Genomic DNA, 23503 nt, shown 5'->3' on the forward strand with positions numbered 1-23503 from the left:
AGGAGCGGTAGCGTCCGCCTGAAAGCTTTCCGCAGGAAAGCTCACTTCGGAAGCATCAGCAGTCAACGGATTTCAACCGCAACCAGCGGCTTGAATCAAGAAATCTGTATACGGGCCGCGGCCGGAAGTCCAAATGTTCACCGGAGTGACGATGAAGCTTCAAGTTCACAACTCAAATGCTTCCTATATACCACGAACATCATTCGCAGGAGGAATAGACATGCAAATTACAAGACATCCCAATAATCCGATTGTCGTCCCGGGCGGCTATGAATGGCGTAAGGTGACCGTGTTCAATCCGGCGGTTATCATTGATAACGGCAAATTCTATATGATCGAACGTACCGCTGGTTCCCTGACCCCGTGCAAGAACTTCCTGGGGCTGCTGGAGAGCGAGGACGGCGTGAACTTCACCCATGTGAAGGATGAGCCAATTGTTACACCGGATATGCTGGGCTTCCCGTACGGCAGTGTGCAGGACCCGCGCATTGTGAAGATCGACGGAACCTTCTACCTGAACTATGCCCTGCGCCCCTGCGCCATGAGCTATTATCCTACCGGGCGTGGCGTCCCTGAGCGCTCCATTCCGAAATACCCGGACGGCTGGGGGGAAGAGGAGGGCCACTGGCTGACCCGCTCCTCGATTCTGAAGTCAACCAATCTGCTGGACTGGGAGTTCGTGGCCGACACCACACCGCTGGACATCAACGACCGGGACAACATCCTGTTCCCTGAGAAAATCAACGGCAAATTCGTGCTGCTCCGCCGCCCCGAAGAATATGTTGGCGAGGCTTACGGAACGGAAAAAGCCGCTATGTGGATTACCTATTCCGAGGATCTCGTGCATTGGGAAGAGCCCAAGCTGCTCGCCACCGCCGGGAACCTGTCCTGGGAATCGCGGAAGATCGGCGGCTCAACGCCTCCAATCCGTACAGACAAGGGCTGGCTGGTACTCTATCACGGAGTAGATGAGGATATCGTGTACCGCGTAGGAGCGATGCTGCTGGATCTGGAGCAGCCGGAGAAAATCATTGCCCGGACCCATAATTTCATTATGGAGCCGGAGACGTATTACGAGAAATTCGGCTTCCAGATTCCGAATGTCATCTTCCCGACCGGCAATGTGGTGAAGGACGGCCTGCTCTATATCTACTACGGCGTAACCGACACAGCGATCGCGCTGGCTACAGTGCCGCTGGATGAACTGGTGGAGCATATTCTGCAGGAAGCGGAGTAGCCGGAAGCACCAGCTAAGTCGGACGCCTGATTACAGCAAATGGCGCGGTGGCGAGTCTCCTGTATAGCGGCTATATATTGAACTAAAAATTTAAGTTAAAGGAAAAGTGGCGGAGGGGAATTTTGGAACTGGAGGAGCGGTAGCGACCGCCTGAAAGCTTTCCGCAGGAAAGCTCACTTCGGAAGCATCAGCTGTCTGCGGATTTCAACCGTTAAAAACGGGATAAATCAAGAAATCTGCAGACAACAGCGGCCGGAAGTCCAAAACTTCTCTGGAGTTACGGATAATCCCAAAACATAAAAACCATTAGTTCAATTTATATAGTGACATAAATGTTGCATATTTTGCAGCTTCGGTTCACAGATAGCCAGCTTTGCGGGAGGAATGTTGCATAGAATGCAGGAATAATCCTGCCACACTGCCTGGAAAAGATGGAATCCTGCCTTTTGTGCAACAATTACGCGTTCTTGCCAATCCGATGAGTGAAATGTTGCATTAAGTGCAGTATTGGTGGTATCTCAACATCCATGGCGGACGCTCCGCCCGTTTTTCAAACCGGTCTTTTCGCAGCGGTCCCCTTCAAGGCATGTTCCTTGCGGTATTGCCCCGGCGTCAGACCGGTTTCTTTTTTGAACTTGCGGATGAAATTGGGCGCATCCAGGTAACCGACCTGCTCGATAATCTCCTTGAGCGGTGCGCTGGTGTTCTCCAGCAGCCGGATGACCTCGTCCACACGCCGCTGCCAGATATATTGCGAGAAATTGCTGCCGGTCTTCTCCTTGAAGCTCCGGCTTAAATAAGAGGTCGAGATGGCGAACTTCAGCGCCACATGCTCCAGGCTAAGGGTGTAGTCGGCGAACTGCTGGTCCACATAGGCCAGAATGTCATCCATCAGGGAAGACTCTCTGGTCTCGGTGTTCCGCTCTACCTGGGCGCAAATGGCGGAAGCCAGCGAGAGCAGCCGGCTCTCCAGCTCCTCCAGCGTCTCGAAGGAGGTCAGCTCCGGCATATTGGTGAACACATCATCCATGCCCAGCTCCGAGGCGGTACGCAGAAAAGCATTCAACAAATCGAAGCAGATACACCGCAGCAGATGAACCTGCAGCGGCTCGTCCTTGATCGTATCAATGGTGTCGGCAATCATCTGGGCGGCTACCGATTCGTTACCCTGCTTCAGACTCTGCTCCAGCTTCAGCATGGATTTGCGCGGAATCCAGAAGCTCTCGGCCGCGGCGGGGTTCAGCTCCGCAAGCTGCTCGAAGTAGGTGACCTGGCCGCTGCGCCGGATCATCCGGTGCTCAAGAGCAGCAGAGGCTTCAATGAAGGACTGGTTCAGCCGGGCGAGATCGCGGTAGGCCATACCGACACCGATGCTCAGCGCAAGCTGCGAGTGTTCACGGATCACTGCCTGAATTCCTTCAATGACCTGTTCCATCCGGCTCTGAACGGCCAGTTCTCCCTCCCCTGGAAGGGAGATAATCAGGGCGAACTGGTCCTTGACCGAGAATTCAATCCCGAAGATCTGCGCATCCGGGCCCGGCAGGCAGATATTACTGAGCATCTCCTGCAGCAGATGGCGTTCCTGCCAGGACTTGCCGCCTGGAGCGGTATCATCCCAAGACAGGATGGCTGAGAAGTAGAGGCCCTGTCCCTGCGGATGCCGGAAGCCTGCGCTCAGAATCATTTGCTCAATCTCGGGATCATCCGGCTGGCCGTGCTTGAGCAGCAGCAGCATGCACTGGTTGCGGACAAAAGGCTCCTGTAGATCAATCCGGGCACTGTAGTCATGCAGCGTCTGCCGGATGGACTCCCATTCATTGCGCAGCTTCGGAGCGTCATTGCCGCTGCCCCGCGGCTTGGCGAATTCCATCAGATCGCGGATCGGGTGGTATTGCCGCTTGGCCAGCAGCAGCGCCGCTGCTATGCCGGTAACGACTGTAATACAGAAGACGATCAGAATCAGCGTCTGGACATGGGCAACCCGGCTGAAGAACTGGAAGCTGGGCATTGTGGTGACGTAGGTCCAGCCGTTCTCTTCAGACTTTACAGAGACCACGGAGTACTGCTCCCCGTCCAGCTCCAGGTTGTGAATTCCCGGCTCAAGGACGGAGAGAGTCTGGAGCTCGTTCTGGGGGAAGCTGACGCCATGGCTGTTCGCGGTCAGCACCTCGCCGGAGGGGCCGAAGATATAGCTGCTGCCCGAGAAATCACTTAGAACCGAATCCATGACGCCTGTTAGGTTGGATTCCTTCATCAGATAGACTACCGTTCCGTAGGGGAACGGGTCATTCGGCTTCACCGGGACGAGCATGGCCAGCATTGGCTCCACACGCGAGTTGACGGTCACATTCTCAGCCGGCCGTACCAGCGGCTGACGGGTCTCGTTCAAGTCACGCCGCAGCTCCTCCGGGGTCCAGCGCTCAAACTGATAGAGGGTATCGAAGGTGACATGAAGATCAGCCAGCCCACGGTAAGAATAGATATTGGAGTCGCCGTGGAAGTAGAGGAGCAGATCCTCCGCGATGCTGCTGCTGGCCTTGTAATTCGCCAGTGCCTGAATCGCCTCCAGACTGTAATAAGGATGCCGGACCATATAAGGGGTCAGATGCTTGTCATAGGCGATTCTGCCGGCGATCTCCTGAAGCTCATTCATCCGGCCGTCGATGGTGCTTTTCACCTGATTCAGCTGATTAACATTGGATTGTTCAATTTCGACCCGCAGGCCCTTGACGGCGTTTTCATAGACGAAGATGGTAACGCCCGTTAGAGGAATAAGGAACATGAGGATATAGGAAAAAGCGTATTTCAGCAGCAGCCTTGACTTGAAATGATTCCAGGTCAGCCGGAACCGGTGCAGCAAGGATGGCTGGGGTGCGGGATTGGACATGCAGCAGTACCTCCAGTGTTAAGATATTCGGATTAGAATTCTTGGATGGAGCCTCTTGGAATAGAAATCGCAGTTCTCTTTCGGATTATACTTGTGCTACTATAAACATTATAACATTATAATCTTTAGAATGAAGCAGCTTTATATTTTTATTAAAGGACGGCACCGCCGTTGCTACTTGTTAAATATAAGGATGTATGGAGTTCATGTCATTAATCATTTTTTGTAATTCCCCTGTAAATCTGTAATTGAAGAAGGAGATGGGATGAGTGGGCACAGAGAACGTGCTGCGCAATTTGCGGCTGGTGGACGGCCGGACGGTGGATATCTCCATTCAGGAGGGGGTCATCACCGGGATTACCCCGCCGGGCCAGGCGGAAGGCAGGACCCTGCTGGACTGCTCCGGGTTATACGGCTCCAGCGGATGGATTGATCTGCATGTACATGCTGTGCCGGAGCTTGACCCCTACGGCGATCAGATCGACGAGATCGGGGTGAAGCAGGGGGTGACGACACTGGTGGATGCCGGAAGCTGCGGGGCAGACCGGATCGGGGCTTTTTACAGTGCGAGTCTTCTAGCTGCTACCCGGGTATACGCACTGCTCAATATCTCAAGAATCGGCCTCGCGCGGACCGATGAGCTCTCCAAGCTGGACTGGATTGACCGGACTCGCGCCCTTAAGGCAGCGGAGGCTTATCCTGAGTTCATCGTCGGCCTGAAAGCCCGCATCAGCCAAAGTGTCGTTAAGGGCAGCGGCATACAGCCGCTTAAGCTGGCACGGGCATTATCGGATGAGACGAAGCTTCCGCTCATGGTGCATATCGGTTCCGCGCCACCTGCTATCTCTGAGGTGCTGGAGCTGCTGCGGGCGGGCGATGTAATTACCCACTACCTGAACGGCAAAGCCAATAATCTGTTCGGGCCGGACGGCACACCGCTGCAAGAGCTGCTATATGCTGTGGCCCGGGGTGTTCATCTGGATGTCGGGCATGGCACGGCAAGCTTCTCCTTCCAGGTGGCTGAGCAGGCGAAGCGGGCCGGAATTGCACTGAATACGATCAGCACAGATATCTACCGGGGGAACCGGCTTAACGGTCCGGTGTACAGTATGTCAGATGTACTGACCAAGTTTCTCTATCTCGGCTACAGTCTGGAAGAGGTGATCCGTGCCGTAACCAGCAGCGCCGCAGCGTGGCTCGGCAAGCCGGAGCTTGGGCAGATCCGGGTAGGGGAGCAGGCGAATCTGACCTTGTTCTCCCTGGAAGACGGTGAGAAACAGCTTACAGACTCAGAGGGTGAGGTCCGGACTGCGCACCACTATATTGAAGCAAAAGGAGTCTTTATCAATGGATCACTCATTACAGGCTAAATATGGATTAAAGCGTGTGATTAATGCCAGTGGAAGAATGAGCATCCTCGGCGTCTCCGCACCGACTGATTCGGTGATGGAGGCCATGAAGCAGGGCGGGCAGCGGTATGTGGAGATCGCGGATCTGGTGGACAAATCGGGCGATTACATCGCCCGCCTGCTCGGCTCCGAAGGAGCCGTTGTCGTGAACTCAGCCTCCAGCGGCATTGCGCTGTCGGTGGCGGCGATTGTAACCGCCGGAGATCCCCGCCTCAGTCTGCGCCTGCACCAGGAGCCGGTGCTGAAGAATGAGATTATTATGCTGAAGGGCCATAATGTACAGTATGGAGCACCGATGGAGACGATGGTCTTCCTCGGCGGCGGCCGGGTGATCGAGGTTGGGTATGCCAACGAAGGCCGCGCAGAGCACATTGAACAAGCCATCGGGGAACATACCGCAGCGATTCTCTATGTGAAATCCCACCACGCCGTCCAGAAGAATATGATCTCGGTGGAGGAAGCCTGGGAGGTTGCACAGCGCAGGGGCGTGCCGATGATTGTCGACGCCGCTGCGGAAGAGGACCTGCGCAAATATGTCCAGTATTCCGATCTGGCCATCTACAGCGGCTCGAAGGCGGTGGAAGGTCCTACTTCGGGCATTGTAGCGGGCAAGCAGAAGTACATCGGGTGGCTGAAGGTGCAGCTGCACGGAATCGGCCGCAGCATGAAGGTCGGCAAAGAGACGACCTTCGGACTGCTTCAGGCCTTGGATGAATATCAGGACAAGGCGGAGAACAGCCAGCAGGAGAAGCAGGCGCTGGAAGCACTTCAGCCGCTCGCAGGTCTTCCCGGAGTATCGGTCCGCACCGTGCAGGATGAAGCGGGCCGGGCGATTTACCGGGGACGCATCCAGATTGATGCCGCTGCTGCGGGCGTGAATGCGCGAGAGGTCAATGACCGCCTGCGGGAAGGCAATATTGCCGTGTATACGCGGGACTATGGCGTGAAGCAGGGATATTTCGATATCGATCCGAGATCGCTGCAGGGCGATGATCTACAGGTTATCGTCAGCAGAATTCATGAGATTATAGGGGGCAGATCATAATGAGCAAAATTCAGGAGCGTTTCTATAAGAACAGAGCGGCACTGAATGTACTGTCCGGCAGCATCGCGAACGCCAAGGACATCTACGAGGCTGCCGACGGGCATGTGCTGGTAGGCGTACTCTCCAAGAATTACGCCAACGCCCAGGAAGCGTCCGCCGCTATGACGGAGTACGGACAGGCGATCCAGGATGCCGTATCCATCGGGCTTGGTGCCGGGGACAACCGCCAGGCGGCGGTGGTCGCAGAGATTGCTGCAAGCTACGCGGGCAGCCATATCAACCAGGTCTTTCCGGCTGTAGGCGCAACCCGTGCTAATCTGGGAGCGAAGGACAGCTGGATTAACAGCCTGGTCTCTCCCTGCGGACAGCCGGGCTATGTCAATATTTCCACCGGGCCGGTCAGTGCGGGGAATGCCCGGCAGGCCATCGTTCCGGTGCACGCTGCCATTGCGCTGGTCCGGGATATGGGCGGCAATGCGCTCAAATATTATCCGATGAAGGGGCTGGAGCTGGAAGAAGAGTACCGTGCGGTAGCCAAGGCCTGCGGAGAAGAAGGCTTTGCCCTGGAGCCTACGGGCGGCATCGATCTGGATAACTTCGCGCCCATTCTGGAGATTGCGCTTCAGGCGGGGGTGCCGCAGGTGATCCCGCATGTCTATTCCTCCATCATTGATTCCGAGACGGGAAGCACAAGGGTGCAGGATGTCCGCACGCTGCTCAGCACGATGAAATTGCTGGTGGACCGGTATGTCTAGAATCGCTGCCTTTGGCGAAGTGATGATGCGGCTACAGGTTCCGGGGGTGGAGACACTGGCCCAGAGCAGCAGGCTGGAGTACTCTTTTTCGGGCAGCGGGGTAAATGTAACGGCAGCGCTGGCCAGATATGGTCATAACGGAGCACTGATCTCGACCTTGCCGGAGACTCCGGTGGGGGAAGCCGCCATCGCTTATCTGCGCAAGCTTGGGGTAGATACGTCACTGATCCGCCGGGGCGGCAGGCACCTCGGGATGTACTTCCTGGAGAACGGGTTCGGGGCCCGTCCCGGAAGAGTCACGTATACCGACCGGCTGGGCAGCAGCTTCAATACCGCAGAAGCCAATCAATATGATATGGCGGCGCTGGCTTCCCGGGCGGATGTGCTTCATCTATGCGGCATTACGCTGGCTATGAATGACGGGGTACGCGGGCAAATGAAGCAGCTTGCAGCAGAGGTGAAGCGTGCCGGGGGCAGAGTGGTTTTCGACTGCAACTACCGTCCGGCGTTATGGGGCGAAGACGGCTATGCCAAGGCCCGCCCGCATTATGAGGAGCTGCTTGCGCTTGCCGATCTGGTGCTGATGAACGAAAAGGATGCGCTGTACATTCTTGGCACCGAAGCGGCAGATTATGATAGAATAACACAGTTGAAGCAAGCCGTTCCCGCTGTGGCGGAGCGCTTCGGAATCAGAGCGGCAGCGGGCACCCACCGTGAGATTAATGCGGACAATACGCATTCCCTGACAGGATATTTGTACCGTCAAGGTACATTTGCGTTCTCCCCCAAGCTGACCTTCCCGGTGTATGACCGGATTGGTGCCGGGGATGCTTTTGCCAGCGCCGTTATTCATGGTGAATTGCAGGATTATCCGCAGCAGCAGACGGTGGATATGGCAGCAGCCGCAGCGATGCTGGCCCACACCATCCCGGGCGATACAGCGTTGTTCACCGAGAGTGAGGTGCTCCGGGCGCTGGATGGCCATACCTCAGATGTTGAAAGGTAGTGAACGTAAGGTGTCACTGAAACGCAAGCAAGGCCCCTTATACCAGCAGATCCAGAAGATCCTCAAGGACCGGATTCTGCACGGGGTATATCCGCTCGGCAGCATTATCCCCTCCGAGCCGCAGCTGGAGAAAGAGTTCGGTGTCAGCAAAATGACGGTCCGCGGCGCGGTTCAGGAGCTGGCCCAGGAAGGTTATGTGCAGAAGAAGAGCGGCGTCGGAACCATTGTCATGCGCAATACCGCCTACCAGAAGCTCTCCAAGGGCAAGCGGTTCACAGAACTGCTGGTCGAAGCGGGCCATAAGCTGGAAAAGAAGCTGCTCGCATCCCAGCGCCTCGCGAATGAAGCAGGATCAGAGGAATACAGCCGTTACGGGCCGTATTGCCAGCGGATCGAACGCCTGTATATTCTGGATGGCCAGCCCTATATCCATCTGGTGCATTTTCTGACGGCAGCCGCTCTGCCCGGCGGGGGAACAGCAGAGATGGGGGCAGACATCCAGTCCCTGTACGACTCGCTGGAGGAGAACGACATTGTGCTGGAGAACTTCAGGGACCGCTTCTTCGTGGAGCCGGCGCCGCCTGAGGTATGCCTGCTGCTGAACCTCCCTCCCGGTGCGTATGTACTCAAGCGCCTGCGCAACTCCTATGATGCGGAAGGCCGGCTGATCGAACACAGTATCGGCTGCTATAATACGGAGCTGCATCATTATCTGGTCAGCTACGACACTTGAGGCTCGTCACTCTCATTACAATGCTACGGTTGCACACAAGCTTGCTTGTTGGCAGCCGTGGCATTTTTGCTTTTAGGAAATTAAGATTTTCCTCTGTTATGGAAAAAACCGTGATAAATTTGAGGGTAAGTAATCTTTGATTCATCGGAATGAAGAGCTAGCTTGTATTCGAAAAATCAAACACAATCGGGCGCAGGCATCCTTCACCCGTTAGGGTGATTTTGTTCAAATATAATTAATATGTTGCACAGCGATAACTTCTCCTCCTATTTCTCGCTGAAACGGTACCGTCCTTCAAAAGGACGGCAAAGCCGTTTCCACTTGGATAGTACATATTCCGTTCATCCTCCGTTCATATTGCCGTCATAAAGAGGACATCTTCATCCAGTAAGCTTGCATGAACGGCCATGAAGCAAGCCTACTAACAGACAGGGGAAGATGATCATGAGACCACCGGAGAAGAAGACAACGGGAGAGCAAACGAAGTTCAAGAAAGTGCGCAAGATTCTGTTTAAAATATTGGGAGCCATCCTACTCGCTATTGTGCTTTTTGTAGGGATTGTGTATATCACGAATGTCATCAGCGGCAATGCCGAGGCCAAAAGGATAGAGCCTTACGGCCAGCATGTATCCGTAGACGGCAAGAATATGAATGTGTTCATAGAGGGCGACGGCCCGGACACAGTCGTGCTGCTTCCCGGCTTCGGAACCGCTTCACCGGTGCTTGATTTCAAGCTGCTCATCGATGAGCTGTCTGCGCATTACAAGGTTGTAGTGGTGGAGCCTTTCGGCTACGGCTTAAGCGACGCAACGAAGAAAGAACGAACCTCAGAGAATATCGTAAGTGAAATCCATGAAGCACTGCAGCAGCTCGATATTGACCGTTATATCCTTATGGGCCATTCTATATCAGGCATTTATAGTCTGGATTATGTGAATAAATACTCAGATGAAGTCAGTGCATTTGTCGGACTGGACAACAGTGTACCCTCGCTGAGCGAGAAAAAGATTGAGTCTTCAGAGACAACTATGGTTAAATGGTTCCGCAATTTGGGCTTTGCCCGGCTGCAATTGAAGCTGAGTGCTGACCCTTACGAGGGACTGGCGTATGATGAACATACCAAAGAACAATTGAACCTGCTGATACAGAAAAATATGTACAATACGACGCTGTTAAATGAGGCGGAGAACATGTACTCCAGCTTTAAAGAGGCTGAACAGCGGGGGGTAACATTCCCTCCCAATCTCCCTGTCCTTCTTTTTGTTCAAGCAGAGCATCCGGCAACCGATCAATGGATTCCTGAGCATGAGAAGCTGATTCAGAATTCCGTCCATGCCGAAATGGAGCTGCTGGATGCCAATCATTATTTATACCGTTCTCATCCCGCAGAAATTGCGGAGAAATTCATGAGCTTCATGAAGGGGATGGGGCAGCAGCCATGAGGCTCTGCCGGGGATTTACTAAACTTAATAAAACACAGTGAATTAATAAGAATTTTATCTTTTCAAATGACATGGTTTGTGAGAGAATAGGTACAATCTTGTAGAGTTAACATTTGACATTACCTATTTTAGAGGAGGAAACACCATGTCAGAAGAGCGCAAGCTGTCCTTTGAAACCCTCGCTGTCCACGCAGGCCAGGAGATTGATCCCACTACTCTAGCCCGTGCCGTGCCGTTGTACCAGACCACTTCCTACGGGTTCCGCGATGCGGAGCACGCTGCAAATCTGTTCGCGCTCAAGGAGTTCGGCAATATCTACACCCGGCTGATGAATCCGACGACTGATGTGTTTGAACAGCGGCTGGCTGCTCTGGAGGGCGGGGCAGGGGCACTGGCGACCGCTTCCGGGCAAGCGGCGATTTCCTTCTCTATTCTGAATATTGCCGGAGCAGGCGATGAGATTGTCTCTTCGGCCAGTCTCTACGGCGGAACCTATAATATGTTCTCCACGACGCTGCCCAAGCTGGGGATTAAGGTGAACTTCGTGAATTCCGATGACCCTGAGAACTTCCGGGCAGCGATCACAGATAAGACCAAGGCGCTCTACGCCGAGACGATTGGCAATCCGCAAGGGAACATTCTGGATATCGAAAAAGTTGCCGCCATCGCCCACGAGCACGGCATTCCGCTGATTGTGGACAATACCTTCCCGAGCCCGTATCTGCTGCGTCCAATCGAACACGGGGCAGATATCGTCGTACACTCGGCCACCAAATTCATCGGCGGACACGGAACCTCCATCGGCGGTATCATCGTGGACGGCGGCAAGTTCGACTGGAAGGCCAGCGGCAAGTTCCCGGGCCTGACCGAACCGGACCCGAGCTACCACGGTGTAGTCTACACGGAAGCGGTGGGGCCAATCGCCTACATCATCAAAGCCCGCGTGCAATTGCTCCGCGACCTTGGCGCGGCGATCTCCCCGTTCAACTCCTGGCTGCTGCTGCAGGGTCTGGAGACGCTGCATTTGCGTCTGGAGCGCCACAGCGAGAATGCACTGAAGGTTGCCCGGTATCTGGAGGCGCATGATGATGTAGAGTGGGTCAGCTATGCCGGACTGCAGAGCCATCCATCCTATGAGCTGGCCCAGAAATATCTGCCTAAGGGCCAAGGGGCGATCCTGACCTTCGGCATCAAGGGCGGGGCTGCCGCAGGGGTGAAGGTTATCGAGAACGTGAAGCTGTTCTCGCATCTGGCCAATGTCGGCGATTCCAAGTCGCTGATCATCCACCCGGCCAGCACGACCCACCAGCAGCTGTCGGATGAGGAACAGAAGGCGGCTGGTGTAACGCCGGAGCTGCTGCGCTTGTCGATCGGAACCGAATCCATCGATGACATCCTCTACGACCTGGAGCAGGCGATCGCTGCCAGCCAGCAGGGCTAGTCTAGCGGGAACGGGCTGTGTTTGGGGGAGCGGTTGAGCCGCTGAGCTGCCGGAGAGTTGCAGCCGGATAGACGGTGAGCAGAAGCCGTGTATTCCTCCAAGAAACTTAGGAAGAGAAATTAAAGACCACTGTTTGATGCAGAATGTTTCTGTATTAGGCGGTGGTCTTTTTTTAGCGGGAGCAGGAGATGGGGGGGAGTAATGGGAAGAGGGAGAAGGGGCGGGGATGTGAGAAATGAGGAAGCGGATTGTGAGGAAAGCGGTTCGCAAGAAAAGCGGTTCGTGAGAGGAGCGGGAGAAAATCTGCTGTAGTAAATACAATAGATCACTCAAGCGTCAAGCCGAAGCCAACCCGAACTCCAACCCCGACCCCGAACCATTTCAAAGCCTTAAGAGATTAACAACAAATATGTAAAGGTTACTTCCTACCTGCTCCAACTCGCTCCACTCACTCCAGCTCACCCACTCACGTCAGCTTACCCACGGACTCCAGGTCGTCGTTCCACCTTAACTCGCCGCCCCACCGCCTGCTCACTACTCATCCGGTGAGGTGCTGCTGTCGCATTCATTTGTTACCGCTTGCATATTTCAGTGTCATTGCCAGTATTTATAGATTGAAGCCTCTTAAAATGCTGGCAGCTTCTCCCCAGGGAGAGCGGAGCGGCAGTAATTCAAAGGTAAAGGGTGGGTGCGAGGATGAAGGGTGAACGCCAGCAGAAGGATGATCCAAACAAGGAAGAGCGCCCGTTCAAGTATAACACCGGCGACCGGACCCTTGGCATAGAGATGAGCCAGTCCGCATCTGTCGCTTCCGCCGCAGCGGAATTTCTTGCTGAAGGGGAACCGCGTAAGGGAAAGGTGAACCGGGACCGGACGTATTCCCGCCGCCCGGGTGAGCGACAGGCATTCCTGGTCCTGCGCGATGGAGCGGGCGAGCGGTCTCTTCAACGCGCAGAGCCGGGTGTCTACCCTGCGGGCCCTTGCCTGATCCGGGGCGAAGAATGGCTGCTTGCGCCGGAGGTTGCAACACTCTATTCAAGCTGGATGTCATGCAGTGATGAGGAGCAGGCGGAGCGTATCCTGCAGCGGATCTATCACCGGCTGCGGGCTGCTGCTGCCGACCTCCTGGAGTCGGCGGATGGCGTCTGGGCCGCAGTGGCTCTGCTCTATACGCCGGAGCTTGCTGCCCGCCCGGCCAGGCTCGCTGCGCTTCAGGATGCGCAGCTTGACGCGCTGTTCGCTGCCGCGCTGCACAGCCAGCGGCTGGGCGGCGACAGCCGCATCGACTTGCTGGCGCCGTACCCCGCCAGCCTGGAGGAATTCGCGGCGCAGCGCGAATTCATTGAGGGCGTGGCCGAGCAGACCCTCGGCCACGCTTATGCGGCAGCCTGCCGTATCGGGGCGCTGCTCGCGCCCGATGTGGGGCAGGCTGCCGCCGGGGAAATCGCGCGCATCGCCGATTTCCTGGTGCTGGACGGCGCGGCGGGCGAAGCCGCGCCGGGGGAGAGCGCCGCCGAGGGCTTCGCGCAGGCGGCGGCCGGGGTGCTGGCCGCCGTGCGCCGGGTGCGGCCGGCGGCGGCAGTGCTCGCCGCGGGGGCACCGGCGGCGTACGCGCTGGCTGATCTGTATGAGATCGGCCTGAGCGGGATCTTTTGCAGCGCGGCCCAGCGGACCGAAGCGCTGCTGCGGGCGGCCTGCCTCACTTGGATAGCGAGGCAGGAGCATTCCGATGCTGCCGCCGGAAGCTGGCAGTAGGAGGCAGACAGGGCGGCTGTTCCTAATTCATCTAGAACCGCGAACTGTGCTCAAGCTGCTGCCACCATCTAAGCCTGATCACCGACACACGCCGGTGATCAGGCCTTTGGGCCGCCAGACTATACATCATTACCGATAACTCTCAGTGCCTAAGCGACTCTGCTATAACAATAACCCGATTCCTCCAGCCATTCAGGCTGCGGCGGAATCGGGTTATCTTGTGCTGCTTAAGGCAGGGAGTTGCCACACCACCGTGTACCTTTCGGATGCTGTAGCCGAAATCCTGCACTAAATACAACATTCCCCGCGTTAAGTCGGCTGTAACTATGGATTGCTGCATGAAATGCAGCATTTCTCATCCCCCGAACTGATGGGAGAGACAATTCCTGCATTTTGTACAACATTCCTTTCAAAACCCCGGGAGTAATGAATCAAAGCTGCAATTTGTGCAACATTTCTCCTTCGTGGCCAGCAATTTCTACCCCAGTCTAACCGTCCCCCCGCCCGGAATCCGGCGGACCTCATCCCCCGCAGAGACCCACACCTCCGTAGCCGAAGGATTATAGACCATCTCCTGCGAAGCGGAGAAGCGCAGTCCCTGTACAGCAGACAGGTAGTTCACAATCTCAATGTTTGTCGCATACCAGATGTCTTCATGGCCGCCTATCATAGCGGCGAACTGCTCCAGCTCTCCCCAGTTGTCATCGTCATTGAACTCATAGCTGTGTCCCCAGACATAGAGAAGCTGCATGTACGAGAAGCGGGGCTTCTCCTCCAGGAACTTTTGGCCCAGGCTGAGCATCTCCTTGTGGTGGCAGGTAGGGTGCCAGGCCAGCAGGTTGTCCGGCAGGCTGAAGCTGCGGTGGGAATTCACCGTGCGGGAATATTCAATGCCCAGGGCAGGCAGCAAGCCGATCACCTGATCATCGTAATTGCCGAACGGATAGGACATGCCTCTTACCGGATAACCGGCCAACGCCTCCAGCGCCTTACGGTCGGTCAGAATCTCATCGGCGATCCCCTCGCGCGGGGTCATGGTGAGGAAGGGATGGGTGCTGGTATGCGCCGAAATCTCATGCCCCTCATAGAGCGCAGCCACCTCGTCCCGCGAGATGTAGCCCTCATTGCCGAATAACCCCGAATTCAGATGAAAAGACCCCTTCAGTCCATGCCCATTCAGAATCTCCACGAGCTTACGGTCGTGGATTCTTCCATCATCCCAGCTCGTTGTTAGCGCTTTAGAAACTCCGCCTGGAAAAAGATCGAATTTAACTCTCATTGCTGTTATCCTCCCTGACTATAAAATATACCGAATATGCATGTGAGCACCGCTCCCGCCTAAGACGAATACGGCTCCACCAAGAACAATGCCAGAATGGAGGGCGATTAGCAAGATTCTTGTTAATGGACGGCATTCCGCCGCTTGGCTACACTGAGGTGGCGAACAGGGCGATTGGGCAGCAGCTTAGCAGCAGCAGGCCCTGGTCAGGACATTCACAAGGGGGAACAGGATGAAGACCGTGTCACGAACAGCACTGGAAGGCCATATCGCCCGTGTCATTGAGCGGATGAAGGATATGCAAGGCTCGATTCAGGAGACCGTACCTTTCGGAATTATTGCGATGGACAATTGGGAGTGGCCGCAGGGGGGATTGTTGATAGGAGGATTAGGCTCATAAACCCGTGACGGAAACGGGGGCGGACAGCGGCGCACGAATGAAAGGTATAAATACACCACATATTTGGAAATCCACCATTGGTGTGAGAATGAAGAGCATAAATACACTACATTTCTGGAAATCTCCCGTTGGAGTGCGAATGAAGGGTATAAATACACTATATTTCCGAAAATTCACCACAGGCGCACGAATGAAGAGCATAAATGCACCACATTACGGCCAATCCACCATTGGTCCCGCTGCCGTATCATGTGCACGTTTAGCCGCATTTTCGCATGTCGTTATCATGCTAAAGAAGGGCATGATCGTCAAGGAATCGGCCCGACGGATACGGTACTCTAAAGGGGTAGATGACATAAGGTTGGAGGGACACGGATGCAGCGTTGTTTATATAGAGCCGAGTGCAGGGACGAAGCTAATTCGTCAGCGTTCTGGGATGCACATACCCCGTTACTGAATGAACGTATGGATAGGCTGAGACTTGAATGGCTGAGTATTTTTCAGGATGGCCAGGAGCTGTTTCTGTACTATGAGTGCACCAGCCGGGAGGTGGAGCCGGAGCAGTTATTCCAGGGTGCGGCAGAGATTCTCAAGGAATGGCCGGGAGGGGAGCAGCCCCGGTTGTGGGTGCCTATGATGGATATTTTTCATTATCAGCAGCCGGTTTCCGCAGAGCATTGGAAGCGCAGTCATTCGGCGGGAACCCCCTACGGAAGAGTGGCGGTACTGAAGCCGGAGCAGGTCGCAAGCTATGTGTATCACCATTATCAGTACCAGGAGGAGCACCCGGGAGACGGTGACAAGTACGGGATTATCGGGCTGCATGAGAACCTGCTGTTTTTCTATTCCGAGCTGCCTGCAACGGTAGAGCCTGCACCATACAACGGGAAGCTTACCACGAATCTGCGGCCGGACAACTGGGGTGAGGTGATGGACCCGCATTTCAGGAAATGGAGTGAGGTGGAGCCGGATCAGGCCATTTGGAAAAAGCTTGCGCACGTCCTTACCATCCCCCGCCCCCATACAGGAAAAGGAGAATGATTATGCTACGTACATCCATATGTCTCAATGGTGAGTGGGATTTCATGCCGCTCTATGGCCAGCCGCGCAGCCGCGCGCTTCCAAAGAGACTGCAATACGAGGCCCGCAAAATACAGGTTCCCTCAAGCTGGCGCTACAGCTATACTGCGCCTTCGGGCAGCAAATTCGGCGAAGTCGCCGAATACCAGTTCCAGCCCTTCGATGTGTATAGATACCCCGAGGAATGGAACGAAGCTGAAGCCGGGGTGCTTCACCGCAGCTTTCAGGTGCCGGAGACGATGCTTGGGCAGCGGGTCGTACTGCGGTTCGAGGGCATTCTGCAAAAATCGGCCATCTATCTGGACCGCGAGCGGATTGCGCTCTGGGAGGACGGCTTCCTGCCCCTGCGGCTGGATATCACCGCGCTGGTGAAGCCCGGCCGGGAGCAGCAGCTCCATGTAGTCTGCGGCAGCTTCGACACGGCGGTGCTCCCCTCCGGGGAGACCAAAATCACCGGACTCTCCGGCTCCTGGTTCGGCAGAATCGCCCGGGGCATCTGGCAGGATGTTGTCCTGGAGGGTTATCCGCAGGTCTCGCTGGAGGATCTTACGATCCGCACCTCTGTCCGCCAGGGAAGGCTGGAAGTGGATACTCTGATAAGCAGCAGCACAGAAGACGGGCTTTCACCCGAAGGGCTGCGGCTGCTCCTGCAGGTCCGCGAGCGGGAGACCGGCGTACAGGCCGCGCTGGCAGAGCCGCAGAATCGTCCGCAGCCGCTCTCGTCCGCCCGTCCGCTGCCCGTCCTTGAAGCGGAAGCGGGAGTAACGCCCCGCCCTGCGGAGGGTGCGGCCGGGCGGCAGTTATGCGTCAATACCGGCAGCCGGGAATGGGGCGGAGCGGCCTTCAGCCTGCCTTGGCAGGAGGCTATGCTGTGGAGCCCGGATTCCCCTGTCCTGTATGAGCTGGAGCTTGTGCTGCAAGCGGACGGCGAGATTCTGGACCGCCGGAGCGAGACCTTCGGCTTCCGGGAGTTCTGGTGCGAAGGGCCGCAATTTATGCTGAACGGGATTCCTGTTAATCTGCGGGGGGATTCCTGGCATTTTCAGGGGGCGGCCCAGCAGACAGAGGACTATATCCGGGGCTGGTACCGGATGTGCCGGCAGGCCGGGATTAACAGCATCCGGCTTCATGCGCAGCCGTATCCGTCCGATTATCTGCGGATTGCCGATGAGGAGGGGATGCTGATTGTCGATGAGACGGCCATCTACGGCTCCAGCAAAAGCATGGATGCCGCCCATCCCGATTTCATCGGCAATTGCCGCGCGCATGTGCAGCGGCTGGTGCAGCGGGACAAGAATCACCCTTCGGTCATTCTGTGGAGTGTGCAGAACGAGATGCGCTGGGTGGATGGGCGCGATCAATACAAGCAGCATATCCCAGGCCTGATTGAGCTGATGAAGGTGCTGGATGATACCCGTCCGGTGATGGTGGAAGGAGATAACCGTCTGGTCTCCAAGCAGCAGACCGAGGTGGAGAGCCGTCATTATAACATTGACGGCACGATCGCGCAGTGGGACCGGAAGGTTCCGCTCACCTTCGGCGAGCATGGCGGCTGGTGGTACATCTGCCCGCAGAACAGCAGTATGTACTCAGGAATGGAGGTATATAAGGATTCGGACGCAAGTGCAGCCGGGCTGGCCCACAAGGAGCGGCTGTTTGTGGAATATGCACGGCGGCAAGGCGTCTCAGGGATCTCCACCTTTAACTTTGTCCACTACTTCATGCGGGCCATGCCGGAGCAGGAGTTGAAGCTGCCGCAGGCCGACCTGACCACACCCGGCCCTAAGCCTGCTGTGATTCCGGCCTACTCGCTTTCGCTGAACAACGGGCTGCTGCCCGAGGAGTATCCGGTCTACCTGCCTAATCCTGCTTTTGCCATTATGGCTGCGGCCTTCAAGCCGGTCACGCTGATTGCAGCCGAATACAACCGCTGCTTCTTCGATGATGCGCCGGTCTCCCGCAGCTTCGATGTCTATAACGATACGCTGTCCGCGCAGGATGTGACGATTGAATGTGAAGTTATGCAGGGCGGGCGCAGGGTACACAGCGAGGCCTTCCGCTTCCGTCATGAGCCTGCTCAGCGCCGGAGCATCCGGCTGGAGTGGATGCCGGACCCGGTCAATGGTGAAGGAACTGGGCCAGCAGCAGGAGATGGGGCTGAAATAGGCGCAACGGCAAGTGAAGGCGAAGCTAAGCTGTCTGCCCGGCTGTTCCATGGCAGTGAACTGATGCATGAGCTTGAGGTAAGCTACCGCCTGGTGTCCGGGAGCTGCCGGACGGAGCGGGTAGAGATCGCTCTGCCCGCAGCATACATCGGCTCAGACCGGGACTTCCAGGCGATTCACGTGCTGGTGCCTGCGCTGGTCCGGGCAGAGCCGGAAGCGGTAGATAAGCTTGCGGCCGGAACCCTGTTGATTGTCGGCAGCAAAATGCAGGATAAGGACGGGGCGCTGGACCGGAGGCTGAGAGGCTTCGTGCAGCGGGGCGGCCGGCTGCTGCTGCTGGAGCAGCTTCAGCTCTCTCCTGGCCGGCTGCCGCTCAACCGCCGGGAATTCATCCGCGCACATAGCGGGGATTACGGACATCCGGTGCTCCGGGGATTAGGCGCGGAGGATCTGATGTATTGGCATGGGGAGCTGCGCGAGGACGGGCCGCTGCCAATCATCCGGGCGGCATTCGAGAAGCCGGTAACCGGCGACTTCACCCTGCTGCTGGAATGCAGCGCAGGGGACTTCGGAGACGGCGGCGATCTGTGGTCGCCGCTGCTCGAATACCGCAGCGGTGCGGGCATGCTCCTGGCGAATCAGCTGGAGATTATGGATCATCTCCAGCGGGTTCCCCAGGCACAGCTGCTGCTGCGCAGCCTGCTGCAGTACGCGGGCCGCGCGGTCCACGCGGCTGCACCCCCGGCTGCGCGTTCCGCCGCAGCCAAGCCAGCCGCCGCGCTGGCGCCCGCGGCGGCTGGGTCCGCTGCGGTCTGGGTCCGCAGCGGCGGCATGGCGGAGGCCTTGCTCAGCAAGCTCCGCCTCAAGGGCCACAGGCTGGACAGCGCCGCAGGCTTGTCCGGCCTGCCCCCCGGCCTCCTCGTCGTGGAGGCCGCACTGCTGGACGCGCCGGGCGCGGCGGAAGCCGTGCGCCAGGCGGTCCTGGCCGGCGGCAGCGTGCTGGTGCTGCCGGCGGAGCCCGGCGGGCAGGAGGCACTTGCCCGCCTGCTGGATGCTCCCGTGCGCATCGCGCCGCACGGGACGTATCATCTGGCGGCGGACTATGCGCACGCCGCCATGCAGGGCATCAGCCCGGTCGACCTGTTCGGCTTCGACAAGGTGCATCTCTCGCCCCGGGATGTCGTCAACCGGGAGCTTGCCGTTTGCAGGCTGGAGGTGCCGGACGCGGAGGTGCTGTGCACCAGCGTCGAAGGCACAGCCTGGAAGGACTATTTCGCCGGGCAGCATACGGCGGAATACAGCCGGCTGGCGCTGGTCGAGCTGAACCGCCGCCAGGCCGCTGCTCCCGGGGCTTTTGTAATCCGGCAGGCGGCCGGAGCGGGAGAGATCCTCTGCTCGCAGCTGCTCGCCGATCCGGACAGTGACAAGAGTCTCAGGCTCTACACCCGCCTGCTCGGCAATCTCGGAGCCTCGTTCGCCGATGAGCTGCTGCTTCATGACAAGGAGGATGCGCAGTGGGCGGTGGAGGCCGCAATGACGTTGTTCTGTCCGCCGCACATCGACTACGAGGCGATGAAGGATTACTATACCGACCCCGAGTTCTCCCTGAACAATCTGGGGGAAGGCCTATACGGCTGGATGAAGAAAAAAGAACGCCGCCCGGACGGAACCTTCCTCATCCCCGCACCGGAAGGCCGGCCCCTGTTCCTGAGCTGCTTCGTATACCTGCCGGAGACGGCGGGCGCAGCTGCTACCGAAGTTGCAGCCACTACCGAAGCCGCAGCCGCAGCCACAGGCAGCGGGAAGCCGGACGGCACAAGAACCGGCAGACTCCGGGTGAAATCGGCCTGTGCTTTTGACATCTACATGAATGGCCGGTTAGTGCCGGAGCCTGAACAGGAGATTACGCTGACAAGCGGAATCAACCGCCTGATCGCCATCGTCCGGGGAACGCAGGAGGATATTGCCTTCGGCATGGTGTTCCTGAATACAGACGGCACGTATATGAATGATCTGGAATTCCGCCTGACGATGGATGAGGTGGAGCCCAAGTGAGCAAGAGCAATAGAGAGGAGCAGACCGATATGAACGCCAATGAACCGGTACCATCCGCAGCATCTGCATCACCCGCACCGTCCACATCATCCGTACCACCCGTAGACTCATCTGGCCACGCACAGAGTAACAATACTGTAGAACCGCCTTATGGGAACAATTTGCTTGCCCGCACTGCTGAGCTTGACCAGTATTTTGCCTTCAACGATGAGGCGAGGGAGGTGGAATTCAAGCGGCATGATATGCCGACTCCCTGGCTGAACTATTTATCCAACGGGACCTTCCATACGATGCTGTCCCATGCAGGCGGCGGATTGGCCTTCTATAATTCTCCGCAGATCTGGCGGATTACCCGCTACCGTTTCTTCCATCTGCCCACCGACCGCTCCGGCCCTTATATTTATTTGCAGGATGCCGGTACAGGCAGCTACTGGTGTCCTACCTATGAGCCGGCCTTCCAGAAACCTCAGGAGTGGAAGAGCAGCCACGGAATGGGTTATACCCGCTTTGAAGCGCAGGCGGATGAGCTGGCGGCGAAGACAGTTTATTTTGTCGGGCCCCATGAGAATTCCCTGATCTGGAATCTGACGCTGACGAACCATAGCAGCAAGGTCAAGGAGCTGAACGTGTATGCCTACGCCGAATTTGGGATGATGGAATTCATGCGCGAGCTGCAATGGCAATGCTATAACAAGCATCAGGTGTCGGTGCAGTACCATGACAAGGAAGCGCTGATCTACAAATACGGGGTGGAGAATCAGCCCAAGCCGGACGAAACCCCGCTGGTCTATATGATGTCCGATGCACCGCTCGCCGGGTATGACGGAGACCGTGAAGAATTCATCGGCAGCTACCGCAGCGAATCCAATCCGGCCGCTATTGAGCAGGGGGGCTGCACCGGTTCGTCCATTCTGGGTGGCGACCCCTGCGGCGCACTCCAGGTCCGGGTAACGCTTGCGCCCGGCGAGACCCGCACCGTGAACTTTTTCCTGGGGACAGCGATGAACGAGGAAGAGATTGTACGGGCCATCGGCCATTCGCGGGAGGCAGATTTCGTCACCCGTTCCTATGCGGCGCTTCAGGAGAACTGGGAGCGTTACCTCGGGGCGTGGAGCTGTGAGCTGCCGGATCAGGATGCGCAGCGTATGCTCAACACCTGGAATCCGTACCAGTCACAGCGGAACTTCCTGTTCTCGCGCAATATTTCGTATTATGCCACCGGCACCTTCCGGGGTGTAGGCTACCGGGATACGGCCCAGGATATTCTGGCGGTTGTACCCTACGATCCGGAGGCCGCCAAAGATAAAGTCCGCCTGCTCCTGGGGCAGCAATATCAGGACGGGCATGTGAATCATTACTTTTTCCCGAATGAGGGATGGGACCCGGTGACCAGCATCCACTCGGATGATCACCTGTGGACGGCGCTGGCGGTATGGGACATTCTTGCCGAGACCGGGGATGCCTCATTCCTCCAGGAAAATATTCCATTCTATGACGGCGGTGAAGCGACGCTCTATGATCATTTGAAGCGGGCGGTGGACTTCACCGTCTCCCGGCTGGGACCGAACGGCTTCCCGCTGATGCTGCGCTCGGACTGGAATGACCAGCTCTTCCGTGTATGCCGTGAGGGCAGGGGGGAAAGCATCTGGACAGCGATGCAGTTCGGGACGGTGCTGCTGCGCATGAAGGATCTGGCGGCGGCCTCCGGTTACCCGGAGCATGCGGCGGACTATGAGCGGCTCTACGGGGAGCAGAAGTTACTCGTGAACACGCTGGGCTGGGACGGCCAATGGTTCCGGCGTGCGGTGATGGATGACGGGCGGTATCTGGGTACCGCTGAGCATGAGGAGGCCCAGATCTGGCTCAATGCCCAGACCTGGGCTACCCTGTCCGGGATGGCTGAGGCTGACAAGGGGCTGAAGGCGATGGATAGTGTGCGCGACATTCTCGATACAGAGCTGGGCATCAAAAAACTGCATCCGTCCATCACCACCTTCCCCGATCCCGCCGATCCGCTAACCAACTATAACAAAGGAACCGGGGAGAACGGTGCCGTCTTCTGCCACGCCAATACCTGGGCGATTATTGCGGAGTGTATGCTGGGCAGAGGGGACCAGGCGTATAAATATTACCGTCAGCTCATCCCGAACATCGCCATGGAGCAGGCCGGAATCCGGCGCTACAAAGCGGAGCCGTATGTTTATGCCTCGAACCTGTTCGGGCCGGAGTCCGACAGATTCGGTCTGGCGAATGTCTCCTGGCTGACCGGGACGGCCGCGTGGATGTATGTGGCCGCTACGCAGTATATTATGGGCATCAAGCCGGTGCTGGCCGGACTGTCCATTAACCCGTGCATCCCGTCTGCCTGGGAGGGCTTCTCGGTCACCCGGCGGTTCCGTGGCTGCGAGTATGAGATTACCGTGAAGAACAACAGCCGTGTCTGCTCAGGCGTACAAGAAATCCGGGTGGATGGCGAACGGCTCGAAGGCACAGTCATCCCCTCATACCCGCACAAACCATCAGTGAAAGTGGAGGTCATAATGTAGCTGCAGGCTTTCTGTAGAGACAGAGTGTATAAGCAGTATTTAAAAGTGTCCCGTGGGCGGCCTCTAGCATCGCCCGTACGGGGCACTTTTTTGGCGTTCAACGATCAGCCGATTGATGCAAACAGGAACTGCGCACCTGGCCCCACCACTTGAAATCGCTGGATCAATGAGGTGCAGAAGTGCACCTGAATTCGCAGGTGAACCAGAAATTACTGTTAATGACGTTAAACAAATTCCCAAGCACCTTCAATAACTCCCTAACCCGAA

Annotated in this window: 15 protein-coding genes; 13 read left to right on the top strand and 2 right to left on the bottom strand. The window is 57.0% G+C overall.

Going from position 1 to position 23503, the window contains the following annotated elements:
* The first annotated feature begins 220 nt into the window (after positions 1-220).
* Positions 221-1237 carry a glycoside hydrolase family 130 protein gene (locus MKX63_RS08785; protein WP_238653091.1) on the top strand — a complete coding sequence of 339 codons (1017 nt, stop codon included), beginning with the start codon at positions 221-223 and terminating at the stop codon, positions 1235-1237.
* A 550-nt stretch (positions 1238-1787) separates the two neighbouring features.
* Here MKX63_RS08785 and MKX63_RS08790 read toward each other — a convergent pair.
* The gene (locus MKX63_RS08790; RefSeq protein WP_341016557.1) at positions 1788-4124 is read right to left on the bottom strand and encodes a helix-turn-helix domain-containing protein; all 2337 of its coding nucleotides are present in this window, start codon (positions 4122-4124) and stop codon (positions 1788-1790) included.
* A gap of 269 nt (positions 4125-4393) precedes the next feature.
* Here MKX63_RS08790 and MKX63_RS08795 point away from each other — a divergent pair, with 269 nt between their 5' ends.
* From MKX63_RS08795 to MKX63_RS08830, 8 genes are all read left to right on the top strand, one after another.
* Complete coding sequence (locus MKX63_RS08795) at positions 4394-5494, top strand: amidohydrolase/deacetylase family metallohydrolase (RefSeq protein WP_341016558.1); 1101 nt, start codon at positions 4394-4396, stop codon at positions 5492-5494.
* Positions 5472-6578, top strand: a complete 1107-nt coding sequence (locus MKX63_RS08800) for a DgaE family pyridoxal phosphate-dependent ammonia lyase (protein WP_341016559.1) — start codon at positions 5472-5474, stop codon at positions 6576-6578. Before MKX63_RS08795 ends, MKX63_RS08800 begins: the two co-directional genes overlap by 23 nt.
* Positions 6578-7333 carry a 2-dehydro-3-deoxy-phosphogluconate aldolase gene (dagF, locus tag MKX63_RS08805; RefSeq protein WP_341016560.1) on the top strand — a complete coding sequence of 252 codons (756 nt, stop codon included), beginning with the start codon at positions 6578-6580 and terminating at the stop codon, positions 7331-7333. Before MKX63_RS08800 ends, dagF begins: the two co-directional genes overlap by 1 nt.
* The gene (locus MKX63_RS08810) at positions 7326-8339 is read left to right on the top strand and encodes a sugar kinase (protein ID WP_341016562.1); all 1014 of its coding nucleotides are present in this window, start codon (positions 7326-7328) and stop codon (positions 8337-8339) included. Before dagF ends, MKX63_RS08810 begins: the two co-directional genes overlap by 8 nt.
* A 10-nt stretch (positions 8340-8349) precedes the next feature.
* Positions 8350-9072: a GntR family transcriptional regulator gene (locus MKX63_RS08815; protein ID WP_341016564.1), complete on the top strand. Its 723-nt coding sequence runs from the start codon at positions 8350-8352 to the stop codon at positions 9070-9072.
* A gap of 444 nt (positions 9073-9516) precedes the next feature.
* Positions 9517-10515: an alpha/beta hydrolase gene (locus MKX63_RS08820; protein WP_341016565.1), complete on the top strand. Its 999-nt coding sequence runs from the start codon at positions 9517-9519 to the stop codon at positions 10513-10515.
* Positions 10516-10660: 145 nt separating this feature from the next.
* A complete protein-coding gene (locus MKX63_RS08825; protein ID WP_341016567.1) occupies positions 10661-11956 on the top strand; it encodes a homocysteine synthase in 1296 nt (431 codons plus the stop codon).
* A gap of 684 nt (positions 11957-12640) precedes the next feature.
* Entirely contained in the window at positions 12641-13711 is a 1071-nt protein-coding gene (locus MKX63_RS08830; RefSeq protein WP_341016569.1) for a hypothetical protein, read from the top strand.
* Positions 13712-14189: 478 nt separating this feature from the next.
* Here MKX63_RS08830 and MKX63_RS08835 read toward each other — a convergent pair whose 3' ends face one another.
* Complete coding sequence (locus tag MKX63_RS08835) at positions 14190-14990, bottom strand: polysaccharide deacetylase family protein (protein WP_341016571.1); 801 nt, start codon at positions 14988-14990, stop codon at positions 14190-14192.
* A 232-nt stretch (positions 14991-15222) separates the two neighbouring features.
* Between MKX63_RS08835 and MKX63_RS08840 the strand changes: the two genes are divergently transcribed.
* From MKX63_RS08840 to MKX63_RS08855, 4 genes are all read left to right on the top strand, one after another.
* Positions 15223-15390, top strand: a complete 168-nt coding sequence (locus MKX63_RS08840) for a hypothetical protein (RefSeq protein ID WP_341016573.1) — start codon at positions 15223-15225, stop codon at positions 15388-15390.
* Positions 15391-15855: 465 nt separating this feature from the next.
* On the top strand, positions 15856-16431 hold the full coding sequence (locus MKX63_RS08845) for a hypothetical protein (protein WP_341016575.1): 576 nt from the start codon (positions 15856-15858) through the stop codon (positions 16429-16431).
* A gap of 2 nt (positions 16432-16433) precedes the next feature.
* Positions 16434-20690 carry a glycoside hydrolase family 2 TIM barrel-domain containing protein gene (locus tag MKX63_RS08850; RefSeq protein WP_341016577.1) on the top strand — a complete coding sequence of 1419 codons (4257 nt, stop codon included), beginning with the start codon at positions 16434-16436 and terminating at the stop codon, positions 20688-20690.
* Complete coding sequence (locus tag MKX63_RS08855; RefSeq protein ID WP_341016578.1) at positions 20687-23236, top strand: GH36-type glycosyl hydrolase domain-containing protein; 2550 nt, start codon at positions 20687-20689, stop codon at positions 23234-23236. The genes MKX63_RS08850 and MKX63_RS08855 overlap by 4 nt, the downstream gene beginning before the upstream one ends.
* Positions 23237-23503: the final 267 nt, after the last annotated feature.

The organism is Paenibacillus sp. FSL R7-0179, from assembly GCF_038002265.1.
Taxonomy (GTDB): Bacteria; Bacillota; Bacilli; order Paenibacillales; family Paenibacillaceae; genus Paenibacillus_AQ.

Bases quoted from the DNA above. Each gene is read 5' to 3' on its own strand.
- MKX63_RS08790 (WP_341016557.1), bottom strand. From the start codon at position 4,124: ATGTCCAATCCCGCACCCCAGCCATCCTTGCTGCACCGGTTCCGGCTG.
- MKX63_RS08785 (WP_238653091.1), top strand. From the start codon at position 221: ATGCAAATTACAAGACATCCCAATAATCCGATTGTCGTCCCGGGCGGC.
- MKX63_RS08825 (WP_341016567.1), top strand. From the start codon at position 10,661: ATGTCAGAAGAGCGCAAGCTGTCCTTTGAAACCCTCGCTGTCCACGCA.
- MKX63_RS08820 (WP_341016565.1), top strand. From the start codon at position 9,517: ATGAGACCACCGGAGAAGAAGACAACGGGAGAGCAAACGAAGTTCAAG.
- MKX63_RS08810 (WP_341016562.1), top strand. From the start codon at position 7,326: ATGTCTAGAATCGCTGCCTTTGGCGAAGTGATGATGCGGCTACAGGTT.
- MKX63_RS08800 (WP_341016559.1), top strand. From the start codon at position 5,472: ATGGATCACTCATTACAGGCTAAATATGGATTAAAGCGTGTGATTAAT.
- MKX63_RS08835 (WP_341016571.1), bottom strand. From the start codon at position 14,990: ATGAGAGTTAAATTCGATCTTTTTCCAGGCGGAGTTTCTAAAGCGCTA.
- MKX63_RS08845 (WP_341016575.1), top strand. From the start codon at position 15,856: ATGGATAGGCTGAGACTTGAATGGCTGAGTATTTTTCAGGATGGCCAG.
- MKX63_RS08840 (WP_341016573.1), top strand. From the start codon at position 15,223: ATGAAGACCGTGTCACGAACAGCACTGGAAGGCCATATCGCCCGTGTC.
- MKX63_RS08850 (WP_341016577.1), top strand. From the start codon at position 16,434: ATGCTACGTACATCCATATGTCTCAATGGTGAGTGGGATTTCATGCCG.
- dagF (WP_341016560.1), top strand. From the start codon at position 6,578: ATGAGCAAAATTCAGGAGCGTTTCTATAAGAACAGAGCGGCACTGAAT.